Source organism: Cellvibrio sp. ARAG 10.3, assembly GCF_051846955.1.
GTDB lineage: Bacteria > Pseudomonadota > Gammaproteobacteria > Pseudomonadales > Cellvibrionaceae > Cellvibrio.
Genome location: NZ_JBPYCU010000002.1, coordinates 143,786 through 161,691 on the forward strand (window position 1 = coordinate 143,786; position 17,906 = coordinate 161,691).

The 17,906-nt window shown below is 53.0% G+C and carries 14 protein-coding genes; 8 read left to right on the forward strand and 6 right to left on the reverse strand.

Annotation, left to right across the window (positions count from 1 at the left end):
* The first annotated feature begins 117 nt into the window (after positions 1–117).
* The 4 genes from ACSV5M_RS03275 to ACSV5M_RS03290 all read left to right on the forward strand — a co-directional run bounded on the left by ACSV5M_RS03275 (position 118) and on the right by ACSV5M_RS03290 (position 6,991).
* Entirely contained in the window at positions 118–3,207 is a 3,090-nt protein-coding gene (locus ACSV5M_RS03275; protein WP_439174147.1) for a glycoside hydrolase family 15 protein, read from the forward strand.
* A 127-nt stretch (positions 3,208–3,334) separates the two neighbouring features.
* On the forward strand, positions 3,335–4,783 hold the full coding sequence (locus ACSV5M_RS03280) for a TrkH family potassium uptake protein (RefSeq protein WP_439174148.1): 1,449 nt from the start codon (positions 3,335–3,337) through the stop codon (positions 4,781–4,783).
* A 4-nt stretch (positions 4,784–4,787) separates the two neighbouring features.
* Positions 4,788–6,308, forward strand: a complete 1,521-nt coding sequence (locus ACSV5M_RS03285; protein ID WP_439174149.1) for a sensor histidine kinase — start codon at positions 4,788–4,790, stop codon at positions 6,306–6,308.
* Positions 6,305–6,991, forward strand: coding sequence for a response regulator (locus tag ACSV5M_RS03290; protein WP_439174151.1), 687 nt, complete (start codon positions 6,305–6,307; stop codon positions 6,989–6,991). Before ACSV5M_RS03285 ends, ACSV5M_RS03290 begins: the two co-directional genes overlap by 4 nt.
* 9 nt (positions 6,992–7,000) lie before the next feature.
* On the opposite strand, the gene ACSV5M_RS03295 is transcribed toward ACSV5M_RS03290, so the two are convergent.
* Positions 7,001–8,008, reverse strand: coding sequence for a right-handed parallel beta-helix repeat-containing protein (locus tag ACSV5M_RS03295; RefSeq protein ID WP_439174153.1), 1,008 nt, complete (start codon positions 8,006–8,008; stop codon positions 7,001–7,003).
* Positions 8,009–8,287: 279 nt separating this feature from the next.
* On the opposite strand from ACSV5M_RS03295, the gene ACSV5M_RS03300 reads away from it, so the two are divergent.
* Positions 8,288–8,707 carry a Dabb family protein gene (locus ACSV5M_RS03300; RefSeq protein ID WP_439174154.1) on the forward strand — a complete coding sequence of 140 codons (420 nt, stop codon included), beginning with the start codon at positions 8,288–8,290 and terminating at the stop codon, positions 8,705–8,707.
* Positions 8,708–8,781: 74 nt separating this feature from the next.
* Here ACSV5M_RS03300 and ACSV5M_RS03305 read toward each other — a convergent pair whose 3' ends face one another.
* From ACSV5M_RS03305 to ACSV5M_RS03315, 3 genes are all read right to left on the reverse strand, one after another.
* Entirely contained in the window at positions 8,782–9,186 is a 405-nt protein-coding gene (locus tag ACSV5M_RS03305) for a hypothetical protein (RefSeq protein ID WP_439174156.1), read from the reverse strand.
* 36 nt (positions 9,187–9,222) lie between these two features.
* Complete coding sequence (locus ACSV5M_RS03310; protein ID WP_439174157.1) at positions 9,223–10,044, reverse strand: peptidylprolyl isomerase; 822 nt, start codon at positions 10,042–10,044, stop codon at positions 9,223–9,225.
* 143 nt (positions 10,045–10,187) lie between these two features.
* Positions 10,188–11,165, reverse strand: coding sequence for an HPP family protein (locus ACSV5M_RS03315; protein WP_439174159.1), 978 nt, complete (start codon positions 11,163–11,165; stop codon positions 10,188–10,190).
* 145 nt (positions 11,166–11,310) lie between these two features.
* Here ACSV5M_RS03315 and ACSV5M_RS03320 point away from each other — a divergent pair, with 145 nt between their 5' ends.
* The 3 genes from ACSV5M_RS03320 (at position 11,311) to ACSV5M_RS03330 (ending at position 14,515) form a co-directional block, all read left to right on the forward strand.
* Positions 11,311–11,688: a hypothetical protein gene (locus ACSV5M_RS03320; protein WP_439174160.1), complete on the forward strand. Its 378-nt coding sequence runs from the start codon at positions 11,311–11,313 to the stop codon at positions 11,686–11,688.
* Between the two features lie 93 nt (positions 11,689–11,781).
* Positions 11,782–13,197, forward strand: coding sequence for a TolC family protein (locus ACSV5M_RS03325; protein ID WP_439174161.1), 1,416 nt, complete (start codon positions 11,782–11,784; stop codon positions 13,195–13,197).
* Positions 13,160–14,515 (forward strand): multicopper oxidase family protein, encoded by a 1,356-nt coding sequence (locus ACSV5M_RS03330; RefSeq protein WP_439174163.1) that lies wholly within the window; start codon positions 13,160–13,162, stop codon positions 14,513–14,515. Before ACSV5M_RS03325 ends, ACSV5M_RS03330 begins: the two co-directional genes overlap by 38 nt.
* 33 nt (positions 14,516–14,548) lie before the next feature.
* Here ACSV5M_RS03330 and ACSV5M_RS03335 read toward each other — a convergent pair whose 3' ends face one another.
* Positions 14,549–15,163, reverse strand: coding sequence for a DUF6445 family protein (locus ACSV5M_RS03335; RefSeq protein ID WP_439174438.1), 615 nt, complete (start codon positions 15,161–15,163; stop codon positions 14,549–14,551).
* Positions 15,164–15,169: 6 nt separating this feature from the next.
* Complete coding sequence (locus ACSV5M_RS03340; protein ID WP_439174164.1) at positions 15,170–17,899, reverse strand: DUF2339 domain-containing protein; 2,730 nt, start codon at positions 17,897–17,899, stop codon at positions 15,170–15,172.
* Positions 17,900–17,906: the final 7 nt, after the last annotated feature.

A 17,906-nucleotide genomic window follows, 5' to 3' on the forward strand; every position in this document is an offset into this window, starting at 1 on the left:
ACCACAGAGATTCATCAACGTATCGACTAAGCTGGGCTAGTATAAGCAGGACCGCCGCCATTTTTTGTTGCCCGGAACTGGCCCGGCCATCCGATAACACAGGGTTTACGAGTTGTCATGAAGCACGCCCATTTACTAGAACAGTTATATCGCGAAATCGATACCGTCATCCTCAGTCGGCAACACCCGGTCACCGGGTTACTTCCCGCCAGTACAGCAGTCAACAACCACGGCAACTACACAGATGCCTGGGTGCGTGACAATGTTTATTCGGTCATCTGCGTCTGGGGATTGAGTGTTGCGTTCCGGCGCCAGGGAGAAAGCAGTAAGAGTGATTTGCTGGAACAATCCACCATCAAATTGATGCGCGGATTGTTGCAATCCATGATGCGCCAGGCGAACAAGGTAGAGGCCTTTAAGTACAGCCTGAGCAACAACGATGCCCTTCACGCCAAATACGACACCGCCAGCGGTTTACCGGTCGTGGCCGACGATGCCTGGGGCCATCTGCAAATTGATGCGACTTCACTTTACTTGCTGATGCTGGCCCAGATGACCGGTTCCGGCTTGCGAATTGTCTGCACGCCGGACGAAGTGGATTTTGTGCAGAACCTGGTGTACTACATCTCCAGCGCCTATCGCACTCCAGATTACGGCATATGGGAACGCGGCAACAAGATCAACAACGGCCGGACTGAAATCAATGCCAGCTCCGTGGGCATGGCAAAAGCGGCGCTGCAAGCATTGGATGGTTTTAATTTATTTGGTGAACACGCCAACAAGCGCGCAACTATCCATGTGATTGCCGACGCCGTGGCTTTGGCGCGCAGCACCCTCGCCTCCCTGTTACCACGCGAATCCCTGTCAAAAGAATCGGATAGCGCACTGCTGAGTATCATCGGATTCCCGGCATTCGCTGTCGGGAAAGAAACGCTCGCCACCCAAACCCGCGACGCCATACTGACCAAGCTGGGCGGCAATTATGGTTGTAAACGTTTCTTATGGGATGGTCACCAAACGGTATTGGAGGAGAGTTCGCGTATTTATTATGAGCACTCGGAGCTGGCGAATTTTGAGCACATCGAATCCGAATGGCCATTGTTTTATACCTACTTGTACCTCAACGCACTGTTTGACGGCACGCTGACAACGGCAAAATATTACCGCCAGAAACTGGAATCCTTGCTGGTATTTCGCGACGGTTTTGGTTTGTTACCCGAACTTTATTACGTGCCGCCGGAAAATATTGCCGCCGAAAAGAAAAATCCCCGCTCACAAAAACGACTGCCCAACGACAATGTGCCCCTGGTGTGGGCCCAAAGCCTATACCTCACCGGTTTGATGATGGATGAAGGTCTGTTGCGCAGCGACGACCTTGATCCGTTAAAGATGCGCCGCCGTTCGACCAAATTTATAAAATCGCAGATTGCGCTGGTGGTACTCGCAGAAAATGATGAGGTGAAACAACACCTTGCCCGTCACGGTGTTATCGCCGAAAGTTTGCAAGATATCAAGCCGATGGCAGTTGCCTCCGCGCCGGCGTTAACCGAAGTGTACGCTCATGTCGGGGAAAACAAATCCCTCGGCCTCACCGGTCGTCCTCGCCGTCGCCTGCAAAGCCTGGCGACTTCCCAGACCTACGAGATAAATAACAAGGTGTACCTCTGCCTGTCTTCCATCCAAAGTGAGCGGGAAGATTACCGGATGTACGATGCGCACCTGATGAGCCAGGTGATTACGGAAGAGATCGCGCACATCTACAAGCATTGGCTGAGTCCCGAAGTGGCGGTCTTCACCTTATTGATTGATCAACACCTTGCTCATATTCCCAACGCGGAAGAACTCTTTACGACCCTGCAAGAACTGCAGTTGCGCAGCAAGCATGATTACATCGGTTATGCGTCGGCCAACCTGGCCTATCGGGCTTCGCGGGTTAATCATTTAAGTGTTCCGCATCTGCAGGTTCATTCAGTCAGTACTCAATCGCTGCAAAAATCCCATGAACATGAAGTGCACATCAGCAGCGAGTTTTTGCGCGCTCCCGCAAAAAAAATATTCGATGAATTTAACGAACAAAGTGAAATTATTACCTATCGCCGCCTGGTGCAATTTACCAAAGACCTGTCATTAACCGACAACATTGCCAAAGATGGTCATGTCGTCCTGGTGAAAGATTTTCTCAAGGAAATTTATCGCCGCGCCGAGCAACGCAATTATTGGTTGGTTGCACGCCTGTGCTTTGGCCATTTGAACTATTCATTAATTGAACTCACCGACAGCCTCACCCTGATCGCTGCACGCAACCTGTCGATCATTGTCGGCGATAAAAATTTCACCGAGATCAAGGTGGATCAATCGTTCTCCAATAAAAGTTTCTTTGACAATGTACAACACATCTTCCCCGATCCCCTGGAGCGCACACTGGTACTGGAGCTGTTATCCGCGATTGGTTACCTGATTCGTATCGAACCCAAACTGTTTGATGGCTTGCGCTCCATTCAATTGCGCAACTTCATCATGTTGTATTCGATGGATAAAGGCGATGCCGATGATGTATCCATGCATGAATGGCTCGGTCTGCAATCGCCCTGCAAATTATTGCGCAAGCTGGAAAGCATCCTGATTTCACGCAAACGGGTTTTTGCCCAAGGCGTTAATCACGTTGCGCCTTACAAGATTTTCCATGAGCAGGATATCCTGCAAGACAAGATGGCCAACGCCGTAGATACGGACTGGCTGGAGTGGCGTATTGCACGGGGGCTAATTACCCACTTTGACGATAGCTTCCTGCGCGATATCTGGCATAGTCTGATGTTTACCCCCAAACTTATCTTTGGTGATGCCAACTGTGCTGACTTTGTGCTGGATTGCGAAGTTATTCGCAGTTCCATGACGCCGGGAGAAGCCAGCTTTGCGCACCTTATTGATCACCTGACCCACCAACTTCACCCGGCGTATTATAAAAGTGCGGTGGTGGAAGCCCTGTATGCCTACACGCAATTTTGTATCAACAATCCGCAAGTGCGCTTCAACCAACCACTGGTATTCAGCGAAGTTCTTGAAAAAGCAGCAAAACGTTTTGCAGCGGAGCACAAGGACAAACATCCTTTGTTTGGGCGCGACCTGGACGCTCTGATGCGCCAGTCACCACACATCTTCAACTTGTATGTGACGCTGGTGTATGCCGACATAACCCAGCCCTACTAGCGGTTGGGTTATGCCACTGAGGATGCATGGTGTTTACGTAAAATTTACGCACCGGCCAATAACTGACACAGCATTTTTATGCACCGCCTTCGTACCATGAGTTTCCTTTTTGCCGACGCGTGCAGATATGAAACTCTTTGGTCCAATGTGGCTTATTCTCGGCGTCATCCTGAATATCCAGGCATTTTTTATGTTGTGGCCACTTGCTCTCGCGAGCATCCACGATACTGGTGATCAGTTACCATTTTTCTTTTCAGCGGCCATTACCTGCGGTGCCGGTATCTGCGCCCTGCTCCTCGGCCGCCATGCCAAAGCTCATAATATTGCGCCACGTCAGGTGTTCCTGACCACCTCGGCGGCCTGGCTGGGCGTCTCGGCCTTCGGCTGCTTACCGTTTCTGTTGATCCAACAACCACTCACATTAACCAACGCATTTTTTGAATCGGTTTCCGGCGTTACCACCACCGGTTCCACCGTCCTGGTGGGGTTAGATAACATGGCACCCGACCTGTTGTTGTGGCGATCATTACTGCAATGGATGGGCGGCATCGGAGTGATCGGTATGGCGGTGGCCGTACTGCCGTTCCTGCGTGTCGGCGGTATGCGGCTATTTAAAACCGAGTCCTCAGATTGGTCTGAAAAAGCAACACCGCGCGCTCATAGTCTGATTAAAGCCATGGTCTATTGTTATCTGGTTTTGTCCTTGCTGTGCATGGTGAGTTACCGTTTGACGGGCATGGACTGGTTCAATGCCATTAACCACGCAATGACCACCGTGTCTACGGGTGGCTACTCCACATCCGATAGTTCCTTTGGACAATTCTCCAACCTCACCAGCCACTGGGTTGCCATTCTTTTTATGTTGCTTGGTGCCATGCCGTTTGTCTTGTTTGTGCGCTGGTTTATGCATGGCAAGTTTCTTTTATTGCACGACTCACAAGTGCGCGGCTTGCTGTTGATTGTCGCTGCAACGGCCATTGTGCTCGCCATACCGATATGGCATGAAGGAAACTCAGCCCTTCGTGCCATTACCGCATCGACTTTTAATCTGGTTTCTGTCATTACGACCTGCGGCTACGCATCAACCGATTATCAATTGTGGGGACCGCTGGCGGTGCTGGTATTTTTCTTTTGTACCTTTATCGGTGGCTGTTCCGGCTCCACCAGCGGCGGGTTAAAAATCTTTCGCCTGCAGCTGCTGGCGGGCATCGTAAGGGTTCAATTTATGACGGCTATTCATCCGCGCGCCGTGATCCGCCACCGTTACAATAATCGTCTGGTGAGTCCGGAAATCATCTCGTCTTCTGTGGCGTTTATTTTAATGATGGCGCTGTCCTGGATGGTGATCTCTGCCATACTTGCTGCTACCGGGCTTGACCTGCTCACCAGTATTACCGGCGCCGCTACGGCCCTGACCAACGTCGGCCCCGGGCTGGGCAATATCATCGGCCCTGCCGGAAATTTTGAGCCCCTTAGCGATGTCGCGAAATGGGCTTTGTCTGTCGGCATGCTACTGGGTCGTCTGGAATTTTTAACCTTGCTGGTCATATTTTCCAAAGCCTTCTGGAAAAATTAATCCCATGAAGATAATCGCCGAAATAATGCGCCCACGCCTGCGAAAAGCAGGTTGGCCCCTAGCGTTATTCCTTCCCTGGCTGATCACTCCCCTGGCCTTTGCTATCACCAGCGTCATGCCAAAAGCGAATCTGACCCTGCTGTATTTATTGGTGGTTATCTTTATCGCTACCCAATTTACGTTACGACTGACCTTGATCAGCGCCGTGTCGGGATTCCTCGCCTTCAATTATTTTTTTACCGAACCTTACGGCTCCCTGCTCATTACCCATCGCGAAGATTTGCTGAGCGTTTTCTTTTTCCTGGTGACTGCGCTAGTGGTGGGCCACCTTGCGGCGAAACTCAAGCTGAATGCCGAGGAGGTACAACGTCGCGAAACCATGAGCCGCATTGAACTGGATATGCTTGAACATTTATCCAGGGCCATCGATGTTGAACAGGTGATGGCGGCATTTGAACATGCCGTCGGTGCGTGGAATGCCCGCTATCACGTCGCCTTCTATGATCCGTTACAACCACCCTCACCAGCGTTCAGCCACCTTGATCATTCGCAGACAGAAAAACTCGCCCGGTTATTCAAGACCGGGATGTCGCGGGATACGCTGCATCAGTTAGTGAGTCTGGAGCGGGAGCTAGGGGGATATTTTCTTCACAACAGTAAACGGATTCTGGCGTTTATCCGGCTCCCTGAATGGCAAGAGACATTGCTTGAGCGTGATTTTTTTACGCTGTTACAGCGCCAGGTTAATCAATCCCTCGAACGCATCCGGCTGGTTGGCGATCTGGCACAGGAGCGCGTAGCGAAAGAGAATGAACTACTGCGTTCAGCGTTACTGTCCTCGGTATCCCATGATTTCCGTACACCACTGACGGCCATGATTGGTGCTGCATCCACACTGCTTGAGATGGGAAAAGATTTAAACGAATTCCAGACACGGGAGTTGTTGGCCACGGTATTGGAAGAAGCGCAACGGCTCAATCGTTATACGCAAAATTTACTGGACATGACCCGCCTGGGTTTTGGCGAACTCCGCCTGGAGCGACATTGGGTCAGCGTTGCCGAAATTGTCAGTGTGGTTAAAAAACGAATCGCACCGCTATTGCAGGAACATACACTGTCGATCAAACTTGCCCCGCATTTGCCGCTCCTGTATGTACATGCCGCGCTGATTGAACAAGCGTTATTTAACCTGCTCGATAACGCCGTGAAATTTTCACCGGAAGATTCAAAAATTCGTCTGGATTGTGTCGCTGAGGCGCACAACCTTGTCATCACCGTGTGCGATGCCGGCCCGGGCATAGATGACAGCGAAAAAGAGAAAGTGTTTGGACGTTTCCACACCGCCGGACAAGGTGACCGCCGCAAATCCGGGAGCGGCCTTGGCTTGACAATCTGCCGGGGAATGATCGCCGCCCATGGCGGCAAGGTCACTATCCATGATAACCCCGAGATGAAAAACGAGGCCCGACGGGGTTGCTGTGTGAGAATAGAATTACCTTTGGAAACATCAAAGGAAACGCCATGAACAAGATTTTAATTATTGATGATGAACCGCAAATACGTCGGTTTCTTCATATCGGATTGACCGCCCAGGGCTATGAAGTCATTGAGGCTGACTCCGGGCAGCAAGGTCTGGCGCTGGCAGCGTTGGAAGCACCGCACCTGGTGATTCTCGATCTCGGTTTACCTGACATGGATGGACAGGATGTACTTCTGCAATTGCGCGATTTTTACCAGCAGCCAGTTATTGTATTGTCGGTGCGCAGCCGTGAATCTGAAAAAGTTCACGCGCTGGATAATGGGGCTAATGATTATGTGGTAAAGCCATTTGGTATCCAGGAATTACTGGCTCGTATGCGCTCGCTGCTCAAACTGTATGGCAAGCAAGTGATGCCCGCAGCAATCTATCAGGATGAACGGGTGTACATTAATTTGCAGGAGCGAAAACTCGTTGTTGATAACGAGCCGGTTAAATTGTCGCGCAAGGAGTTTGATGTGCTCAAAACTTTGATGAATCACGCCGGACACATCGTGACCCAGCAGCAATTATTGAAAGAAATCTGGGGTAAATCCCATGTGGAAGATACCCATTACCTGCGAATTTTCATCGGCCGTTTGCGCACCAAGCTGGGTGATGATCCCACTGCCCCGCGTTACATTGAAACCGAGCCGGGCGTGGGATATCGATTCCTGCCGATTACCGAGTAACCTGCAACCTCAACGACAGATCGTCCCGAGGTTGGCTACCAATGCCGGGGTTGCTTCATAGATACACCCGGCGCTGTTATCAATCAATTGCGCCCCCGTGAGTAAGGTATTGTTGCAGGAGGCATCATTCGCTACCACGCCATAACCGCCCGCCCGCGCAACCACCAACCCGGTAAAGCTATTTCCCGCTGCCGGTTTACTCGTATCATCATCAACTTGTGCCAGGAAGATGCCGTGCTGTTTACTGTTGAGTATTTGCACGTTGCTGAACAGGTTGTCGAAGGAATCGCGCATAAAAATGCCCACGCTGCCGCTGTTGGCAATGAGCACATCATTGAAGACATTGTTGTTGAAACGGATATCAAACGAAAAACCCGCAGCCTGGTTATCGTAAAGGTGAATACCGCTGAATAAACTCTCTTCCGTTTCATAGCCGGCAAGGCCATCAAATTCGTTGTTGTAAGATGTGTAATCCCGAATAGTCAACCGGCGGCTGGTGAGTTCAGTAACGAGACCACCGGAGCTGGCACTGTGCACCGTCACACGCTCCACACGGCAATCAAAACAATGGCGAATTGAGATGCCGTTGTTGCGCAAGGGAAACGCTTCGCTGCAAGGACCGCCCATACACTCTGAGCTCTGGTTATGGCGATTACCGTCGATCATCAAATCGCTCACAACAATATGGCGGCGCTTGGTATCAGGAATGGGGATAGCCTGCCCCATCACCACCACCGGCGCATTGGCTCCATCCGCCAGGCGCAATAAGGTACCGGCCCCTTCCCCCCGTAAACTGACATTATCGCGGTCAATGACGATGGGTTTATGACACAGGTAAACCCCCTCCGGTATGCGAACTTCACCACCGACAGAGGGCAATTGATTAATGGTTTTCTGAATCGCGGCACAATGTTTGCCTTTAACGACTGCCGCTTGTGCGGCACCTATAACGCTGATAAAACTGATGAAGACCAACCAGGAATAGCGAATCATACGGTTGGGGTTGTTGTTAGTCACGCTGCTACTCTCCTCTTATTTATTCTCACTGCTCGTGTAAGCATTAAGCATAGTGGGAAAAAAACGGCAGGACGAATAAATGCCGATGATAGAAAAAAATGTTCCAGCGAATGGTCAAACCCGCGTTTTGGGTTATTTGCGAACAGATCCCCAGGATGCCTGTTTCAAAACCGTAATGTTCCGTAAAAATGATTGCTTGTTAGGCCTATCACTGTAATTTTACGGTGCGTTATCCATTACTAATCAATCACCATTGCACAATCAAGGGGAGTCAAGGCTATGGAACATAGCAATCGTCGACAATTTCTGGCGGGCACCGCGCTGCTGGGCGTAGCGGCTACCGCTTCGCTTAACATCCAGGCAGAAAAACCCAACGCACAACCGCAATTACCCAAACTGATTCACAAAGTATTTTTCTGGTTAAAGAATCCGGATTCCAAAGAAGACCAGGCAAAACTGATTGCCGGTATCAAAGCCTTGGGCGCAATCGAAACTGTACGGGCGATCCACGTCGGCATACCGGCGTCCACCGAAAAACGCGATGTGGTAGACAACAGTTACCAGGTTTCAGAGATGCTGTGTTTTGATGATGTGGAAGGTCAAAATATTTACCAGGCGCACCCGCTGCATCAAAAATTTATTGATGAGCATGCGCACCTGTGGCGCAAGGTAGTGGTATACGATTCAATCGCGGTATAAATTCTTCGGCGTAACAAAAAGCCAAAAAATAAAGCGAGACGGGTAGCCCTCTCGCTTTATTTTTTTCCATCGCTCTATTCACTGATTACCGGTACAGCGGCACCCGGTTGGCCAGGTCCCGAGTGATGACGTAAGGGATTACAATTTTTGATCACCACCTTGCCCTGCAACAAATTCCCTTTGGAATATTCATTGAAATGGCACGTATTGGTTTCGGGATCGTAATTCTCGATCCACAGGTTGTCATCTTTCCAGGTGGCGGTGATATGCATCTGGCCATCCGGTACGGTGATGGACATAACGCCACCGTAGCGTTTGACAAAAACCTGTTCAAAGTGGAAAAAATAAGCCGCCCAGCCAACTAACAGGATAATCAACGCGGCAATAAATCCCGCCTTCCATTTATTCAACCGCCCCAGCAACCACAACATACCCATTGCCAGGGCGATCACCACTGCCCAGTAGAAATACGTAATCATTACTGCTCCTGTTCCTTTGTCGCTAGCGAAGCTGCGTTATGAAACCTGGCGCCCCCGCACAACCATCTTGCGCGCTACGGCCAGGAAGCCAAGCAGTAGTATAGTCAAAAAGCCGAGGCTACCACCACCACCGCCACCACCGGAGTCATTGTCGTCGTCATCATCTCGCGAGGTATTTTTCACAGGATTCAGACCATCGGCCGTGTCCGGGCTCTCATCGAGCACCACAACATTCTGGATCATCACAAAATGCTCGTCTGTTACTTTGACCTCATCTTCGTGGTCCTTGGTGGTGTAATTACGCAAGGGTAACTCGTTAAAGGCGCCACCCTTGTTGAAGCGACTCAGGGCTGCCATTGCATCGATAATTGCCATGCCGTTACCACTGACCTGGCCGAAGACAGTGAAGCCGCCGTTCTGGCGATCCAGGTTGCCGCTGTTATCCGCAAGGTTAAAAAACCATTGATTGGTAGCGCTGTTGGGATTATTGCCGACTTTGGCCATGGCGATGGTGCCACGACGATTGGAATAGACGGGTTCGTTAACAACAGCAGGATGTGAAGTCACCGCTTTGAGGGGCAAGTTGCCGGGATACTCAAAACCGCCGCCCTGCACAATGAAACCAGGTACCGAGCGATGCATGATGGTATTTTCAAATGCACCTTCCTCAACATACTTGAGAAAGTTTTCAACCGTTTTGGGTGTGGTTTTGTCAAACAGATTAACTTCAAAATCACCCATGACAGTCTGGAATTGCACGGTGGTGGCATTGGCCAGTGTGGCGCTCATCAGGCCGATAGCCAGCACACCAGCTAATGATATGTGCTTGATGCGCGCGTTTAACATTTTGCTGTTCATTATTTGTTCTGGACCTCGTGTTATGCAGGGCTGTATCAGCGGGTAAAAACACGGGCATGGTAGCGTGGAAAATTTTGTCTCCCCAGAATAAATTTGTAGTAATTTGTAACGCGTTATGCAGCTTTGTCCATCACAAACACGCCTTAATCTTCATCAATTTTTACCCAACGACCTTGCTGTTGTACGACTTCAAAGCGGGCCCATTGCCGGAATTCGTCGCGCCGGCAAATGCCGGTATCGTAAGCGCCGGCACCGGCCAGGACTTTATAAATCACCTGATCCTTAGCCGCACTTTTTTGCTCGGCAGAGGCATCAATCACCTGCCGCACACTCCACAGGTTGCCCAGCTTGCCGTTGCTGTAAAAGTGACCAGCAATAACTTCATCCGGGTGAGTAATATTTTTTTCGGCGTGCTGTTTGGCCAGCTCCAGTAATTCGGTCAAGCCTTCCGCCGTGACATCCACATAAGAATCCAATTCCTGCATAGCCGCTGCAAAATCTTCGTGCGTCAGCTCGAATTGTCGCTCTGCCGGTTTGGTGGATACCGCTGCTTTATGTTTGCGAGAGAGATGCGCCGGATAGCGGCGCCAGGCGAATAAACCATTGAATACCAACGCCATGGCCAGGATAGCCAGCACATTGATCAGGATGGGCATCACCAGATAGTGATAACCAAGCGCATAGACTTCTGAACCGCCAATAACCGCCGCCAGGGCTGTGGCGCCACCAGGTGGATGGATACAGCGCAGATAATGCATAGCACCAACGGCCAAACCGACCGCCAAAGCGCCGGTCCAGGTCTGGTGGGGAAACAGCTGGTGGCAGGTAACGCCGATCAGCGCGGAGATCAGATGGCCACCGAATACGGCCCAAGGCTGCGATAAGGCCCCATGGGGCACCGCAAACAGCAGCACGGCACTGGCGCCCATTGAGGTCACCATCAAAAAATTGCCGGCCGAACTCATGTAGCCGTGAGGAAAGGTCCAGCGGGTAATCCAGTAAACGGCCAGGATACCCAGCACGGCTCCCAATGCCGAGATCAGTTTTTCACCGTGACTGGTGGTGTTGCGCTCAATACCTAACAGCAATCGGCATTCGTGGAGCAGTGATTTCAATATCATCCAGGTCTTTCGCCTCAGTTCGCACCAACAAGGGGCAGCATCCTAAGGGCTGGCAGCACTATCTGCAATCCTTCAGATCCCGGGGCTTGACCTTTCCCCGAGGGCAAGGTTTAAGATGGGCAGGTTTTTTCAATCCGGGATAACGATGAAAACCCTCAAGCGACCTCACACCCTGCTCGTGGCACTTTTGTGCCTGTGGCTACCGCTGCAAGCGGCGGCAGGTTTGTGGTTGCCCTGTCATTGGCTGGATCGCGCCAGCGAAGTATCGGCCCAACAGCAGGCTACTGATATTCATCAAGGTTGTGGCGGTACTGAGCAAACTGAGGACAACCACCCTTCCGGTTCCGATAGCACTGATACCTGCTACCACTGCCAGGTCTCCTGCCATTTCGGCAGCGCCGTCCTTTTACCGGACAGCTTGCCTGCATTAACCGCCCTGCCCACCCGCTACACGCATTTCCCTACTCCACCCTGGTATTCCGTCTTACTTGACAATCCCCGTCGCCCACCCAGATTTGCCTGATCAACGCCCTTGTTGATGACTGGCGCCAGGCGTCAGGTTCACATGATCTTCCAGCCGGACTGCATGCAGACGGCGAACTGACAGGCAATGATGATGAACACGCATTTAATTCCCCGTGCTGCCTTGCTGGCAGCCGCTATGACCTTGGGCGCCTGCACAAGCTGGAACCCGCCGCCGGACGGTACCGCCGGTTTCTACCAGGATCTCGCCAGCCGCCATCCGGATTTACAACTGACCGGCGAGCAACGCGATACCCGTGTTGCCCAACTACTGGACCAACCGCTCACGCCCAACGCAGCCACGCAATTGATGTTGCTGAATGCTCCGCGCATTGAAATGCTGTTGGCTGAATTGGGTATTGCCAACGCGCGCCGTGCCCAGGCCGGGCTGATCGCCAACCCGCACGCCGCCATCGGTGCCCTGCGCCCGGAGGGGGGCGGGCGCTGGCAACTGGATATGGGCTTAAGCCAATCCTTACTCGACCTCCTGACGCGCTCCCTGCGGATGGACCTGGCCGATGTGGCCCTGACGCAACGGCAACTGGAACTGCAACGGCGTCTGGATGAGGCGATCCACGAACTCCAGTCGGCCTACTTTGCCGCCCTCGCGGCCGAGGCACAGTGGCGTGTTCAGCAACGGCGCCAGCAAGCCATTGAGGCCGCCTACACCCTGGCGCAGCGCATGCGCACCGCTGGCAACTTATCGCCCTCTGAATTCCTGCGCCATCAAGTCACGGCGCAGCAGATGAGTGGCGAGATCCGGCAAGCCCACCTGGCGGCGGACACCACTCGTTTGCGTCTGGCCTACCTGCTGGGATTGCGGCCGCAAGCAACACTGATACTACCGGAGCAACTGCCGGGCATGCCGACGGAATACTTTGCTGCTGCCGACCTGCTGGCCCAGGCGCAGCAACACCGGGCGGATCTGGCACTCGTTCGCCAACAACAAGCGTTGCTTGCTCGCCAAGGCCCGCTCATCAACCGCAGCCGGTGGGCTGATATCAGCCTCGGCATCAATGCAGAACGGGAATTCGACGGCGCCGTCAACGCCGGCCCGGAAGTGGAGTTTGGTCTGCCGCTGTTCGACCGGGGCCAGGCAAAGCTCGCGGCCCTGGACGCAAAAAAGGATGCCGCCCGCGCGCAAGAGGAACATCTGCTGCGCAAGATTGAACACGATATTGCCCTCGCCCTGCGTCAACTCGACGACGCCCGCGCGGCTCATGAGGAGGTGATTGCCCTGCAACAAACCGCTCGATCTCAGCTTGACGAGAGCCAGCGGGAAGTGAACTTCATGCTCGCCAGTCCGTTTGATTTATTGGCGCTCAAGCAACAGGAAATCCACTTGGCCGCTGACCGCATCGAGGCGACCAAACACTACTGGCAAGCGCGTACAGCCCTCAGTCTGGCGGTTGGACGGAGCCTGGCAATCGCTGATACCCCGGATCAAATGACACCAACGCCAGCCACACCAGATGAACACCATCACCACGGAGATCACCACCATGATTAATCGACGCGACTTACTGGTCGGCAGCGCCGCGGGACTCCTGATGGGCAGCCTGACCCGCGCAAGCTCGGCCTCAGCGGCGGAAGACCACAGCCATCATCAGCATCATCAGGCTGCTGAAAAACCACAGCAGCTGGCCAGCGTGGCAACCGCCAAACCCGGCATGACCGCCCAAGGCTACCGCCCGGTGATTACCCCCAACGCCCGCACCTTGCCCTATCGCTTGAACAACGGCGTCAAGGAATTTCATTTGGTTGCTGAAGAAGTGGAACACGAATTCGCGCCGGGCATGACCATTAAAGCCTGGGGCTACAACGGCAGCACCCCCGGCCCCACGCTGGAAGCGGTGGAGGGTGACCGGGTGCGGATTTATGTCACCAACAAATTGCCGGAACACACCAGCGTGCACTGGCACGGCATCCTCCTGCCCTGGGGGATGGACGGCATCAGTGGCTTGACGCAACCGCCGATCAAACCCGGCGAAACTTTTATGTACGAATTTACCCTGCAACAGCACGGCACCCATATGTACCATCCCCACGCCGATGAAATGGTACAGATGGCTCTGGGCATGATGGGTATGTTTATCATCCACCCCAAAACGCCAACCCAACCTGCCGTGGATCGCGACTACGCCATCCTGCTGCACAACTGGGCCGTACACCCGGGCACGTATCGTCCCGACCCCAGTGTGATGGTCGAATTTGATTTGTGGACCATGAACAGCAAAGTATTCCCGTTTATTGACGCCATGGTGGCGCAAACCGGAGAGCGTGTGCGTATTCGGGTAGGCAATTTATCAATGTGGAATCACCCGATTCACCTGCACGGTGTGCAGTTCGATGTGACCGGTTCCGATGGCGGGCGCTGGCCAGAGAACCAATGGCGCAAGGAAGTTACCGAGATCATCGGCGTCGGCCAAACCCGCGACCTGGAATTTACCGCTGTTCCCGGTGACTGGGCTTTTCACTGCCATATGAGCCACCACACCATGAACGCGATGGGCCACGGCGTACCGAATATGCTCGGCGTAAAACAACCGGACGCGCTGCTTAAAGAAGTACTACCCGATTACATGCCCATGGGCGAACACGGCATGGCCGAACATCAGGTACATACAGACATGGGCCATATGCCCGGCCCGGAAAACACCCTGCCGATGATGATGGGCGAAGGCCGCTACGGCAAACTGGAGATGGGTGGGATGTTTACGCTGGTTAAGGTACGCGACCAACTGGATGGCGATCCGGGTTGGTACTCGCCGCCGGAGGGTACGCTCGCGCGCAAAGTTGACACCGTACCGAAGGATATTCCGGTGTAACAAATACGCGGCAACGGGACGTGCCCCGACCTGCTAACGCGGCAAAAAATTAACAAAAATATTCGCGGTCAATCTGCCGGTACGCGGATTTTTATCGATATCGGTGGCGGGATTAATCAAGCCGGAATGCAAGAGATTGCCGGGATAAATAATCATGCGGTTGGGGCGGTAATCCACACTGCCCACCAATTCAAATTGATCATTACTTGCGGTGATGTAGCTTTGCGGCGGGTTGCCGTGCTCCTGGTCAAACGCCATCACAGATTGTGAATACTGCTCTTTTCGCTCCGCCGTAACGCGTTCGAAACCGGTTTGTTTATGTTTAAAAAAACCGGTGCCGCCGTGCTCACCGGGTGACAGGTATTGCATGATCGCCAGGTAATTCGGCAGAGTGGTATCGCAATGGGGCCGACATTGGGCCGGTAATAATTGCTCCGGCGGCGTTGCGACCAGTGAATAGTAAGCGCCGTCCAGAATCAAACGATGGTGTACAGGAACAGAAAACACCTTGAATAAATGTTTCCCCAAGGTATTGATCACCAGCCGACAATAGTCTTCACCGATTCTCGCTCTCAAACCAGGATAATAGGTTTGTTTTTCTGCATCAAAATCTGTATGCGCGCACACCGAATTAAAAAAATCCTCAATATTGCGCTAATGCGACAGGTGATCGGGGGAATTGATACGCGCTCTCGCCGGTATGGGCGACAGATAACCGATCAGTAACATCACCGCGCCCACCACCATAAACGACACGACGCGTGCGAGTGTTCCGCTATCGGTGAGATCCTTGGTGAATAATTTCATCACTACCAGGCCCAACAATCCGGCCCCGGCAATCCACCAGTGACGCTCCTGCCGGCGACGCGACAGGTTCATCACCACCAGCGCGCACACCACCCATAAAATTGACAGCGCCATCTGCACCATTGCCGAATGCCACAGCGCCGGAAGTTCGTAAGCAACGTCACCGTAATGATGCAGGGCGCGCAACAATACCAGATTGATCCACACAAAACCGGCACCGGCGAGCAACGCGTAACGAAGGTCGGCGGTGGTCTGGCCGAGGTTAACCAGATTGGCTCTGAATGACCAGCCAAGCAGCAGGATGGCCGCCAACTGCGTCAGGTCGACCGGATTCAACAACGGTACATAAGCAAAAGGAACCGCGCCGGAGAAACTGCTGACACGGATAAACCACAGCAGCAATAAAAATAACAGCGGCGCTGGAATAATCTGGCGGTAATCATTGCTGGCGTCATTAAAGGGCCAGACGGGTTTTCCATTCATCGTGATCAGCAGCGCAAGCGGCGCCGCAAAACAGGCAAACCATAACACGGCGGCGGCCGTGTCCTGCCAGCCGTAATGCGCCTGCCACCAACTGGCTTCCCAGAATAATAAACACAACAAGGCCCAGGCAGTGGCTACATGGTAAATGCTGAGCAAGGTCGAGCGCGAATCCGCCCTGCTCCGCCAGAGGAAACGGTATTGCACCACGGCAAATATCACCAACGCCATCCAGCCAAAACCTTGGGTGGGATGGAATACCCTTGACTCCAGCACTGACCAGGCATGACAAATACTGGCAGCCAATGCCGTCAACGGCAGCAACCAAAAGCCGGTATGGGTTAACGATTGCCACTGCGCCAGGCGACTAATGAATAAAGTCATCAAGGTGGATAACGCAAAAAATAAAACGCTGGCGGCAAACAGATGTTGGCTATCAATATGTGCCGTCAGGTCGTTAAGACCGGCAATCAGCCACCAGCACCAGCCGATCACCATAGCAATACGTTCCAGGTATCGTTCATCTTTCCGCAGCGTCTGTTTATGACGATCCAGGAGCCAGGCAATCATCAGTGCCGATGCGGCCAGGACGAAGAGATTCACGAAATCGCCATTCAAAAGCGGCACTGCACCGGTGGTCAATTCTCCCCGCGTCAATAAGGCAAGGGCGGCCAGGATATGCAAAAGGTAACCGGCAAGGCGCGGCAACAACCGGCCTTGCCGCAAGCCGATCCAGAGCAGGCCGATAGCTTCCAACGCCCAGGATGCCGATGTCCAGGCCGCGCCCATGGCCAGGGGAATCGCAAGGGTGGCGAAACCGACCGCCAGCGCCGTGAAAGACTCAATCAATAATTGCTGCGTTGTGCGATGGTATATCCATAACATCCGGGCAACCACGCCGTAGATTATCGCCAATACCAGCGCGCTGACTGCCAATCCATATTCCGTGTGATGCAGCAGTTCAGCTTGTAAACCAAAGGCTGCCAGCGGCAAGCCAAAAATAAGTGTGCCGTCGACCAGGCCGGTCAGCCTGGGTGGTTGCTTGAGTGAAAATAAAATAGACAGCGCCAGGTACAACAAAAAGAACAGCACCAGGAAAGGTTGCGTGGACCAATACCATTGCGGTTCGTAACGCAGTACGCCCCACACCACAGAAATGACAAAGGTAAAGATAAAACCGATCCAATTCAGCATGCGCCAGGTTTTAAACCAGGCCACCGCCAGGATGCCGAGATTTAAAATCAAATAAAACGTAAACAAGGCAATATGGTTGCCAGAACCGTCGGAGGTAAGAATGGGGGCGAGAAATCCTCCCGCCGTGGCCATAAGCGCGAGAACCTGGGCATTCTGTAGCAGTGATAAAAACACCCCAAAGATCACCACCAAAAACATCAGGGCGAAGGCAAAAGCCGAGGGCATCAAGGTATAAATTTTGGCAGCGGCAAAGATCGTCAGGTAAAGCGCAGCCACGCCACCGCCTTGTAACACCAGCCCATAACCACCAACCCGCGCGCGGGTTTTCCAGCCCAGCACAATCAGGGCGATGGCAACAGCGGCAACCGCCGTGAGCCGCAGCTCAAGGGGCAGCAGCCCCTGGTTGGAGGCGTACTTGACCAGAAAACTCAAACCAAAAAACATCACCACCATACCGATGCGTACGATGACATTGCCTTCGGTAAAGAAACGGCGAATCGCCTGCCCCAGCTTATCGAAAGGATCCGGTTTTGCCGGCATCGTAGGTGGTCGCGTTTGGGCAAGTGCGCGAATAGTCTGGGGAGCCGGGATGGTCGGTTTGTCTGTGATAACCGCTACCGCAGGGGTAGCGGCTTCTGCCGGTGGTGATGGTGATATCGACGGTTTTTCTTGGGTTGCCGTTGGTACGGCGGAGGTTGTTTGGGCCGGTATAACAGCCGGCACTGATGATGCAGATTGTTTGAGCTGCGCGACCTCACATTCGAGTCGCTTGTGCCGGTCTGACAGGGTTTTCAGTTGGCCGGCCAGATAACCGATCACACCACCGGCCAACCAACCACCGTAACCCAGGCTGATCGCCCCCAGGATAATTCCAACCAGCGTCAGCACCAAGGTGATGTTCATGAAATAG

Excerpts from the sequence above, each read along its gene's own strand:
- ACSV5M_RS03275 (WP_439174147.1), top strand. The coding sequence starts at position 118 with ATGAAGCACGCCCATTTACTAGAACAGTTATATCGCGAAATCGATACC.
- ACSV5M_RS03280 (WP_439174148.1), top strand. The coding sequence starts at position 3,335 with ATGAAACTCTTTGGTCCAATGTGGCTTATTCTCGGCGTCATCCTGAAT.
- ACSV5M_RS03285 (WP_439174149.1), top strand. The coding sequence starts at position 4,788 with ATGAAGATAATCGCCGAAATAATGCGCCCACGCCTGCGAAAAGCAGGT.
- ACSV5M_RS03290 (WP_439174151.1), top strand. The coding sequence starts at position 6,305 with ATGAACAAGATTTTAATTATTGATGATGAACCGCAAATACGTCGGTTT.
- ACSV5M_RS03300 (WP_439174154.1), top strand. The coding sequence starts at position 8,288 with ATGGAACATAGCAATCGTCGACAATTTCTGGCGGGCACCGCGCTGCTG.
- ACSV5M_RS03305 (WP_439174156.1), bottom strand. The coding sequence starts at position 9,186 with ATGATTACGTATTTCTACTGGGCAGTGGTGATCGCCCTGGCAATGGGT.
- ACSV5M_RS03310 (WP_439174157.1), bottom strand. The coding sequence starts at position 10,044 with ATGAACAGCAAAATGTTAAACGCGCGCATCAAGCACATATCATTAGCT.
- ACSV5M_RS03315 (WP_439174159.1), bottom strand. The coding sequence starts at position 11,165 with ATGATATTGAAATCACTGCTCCACGAATGCCGATTGCTGTTAGGTATT.
- ACSV5M_RS03320 (WP_439174160.1), top strand. The coding sequence starts at position 11,311 with ATGAAAACCCTCAAGCGACCTCACACCCTGCTCGTGGCACTTTTGTGC.
- ACSV5M_RS03325 (WP_439174161.1), top strand. The coding sequence starts at position 11,782 with ATGAACACGCATTTAATTCCCCGTGCTGCCTTGCTGGCAGCCGCTATG.
- ACSV5M_RS03330 (WP_439174163.1), top strand. The coding sequence starts at position 13,160 with ATGAACACCATCACCACGGAGATCACCACCATGATTAATCGACGCGAC.
- ACSV5M_RS03340 (WP_439174164.1), bottom strand. The coding sequence starts at position 17,899 with ATGAACATCACCTTGGTGCTGACGCTGGTTGGAATTATCCTGGGGGCG.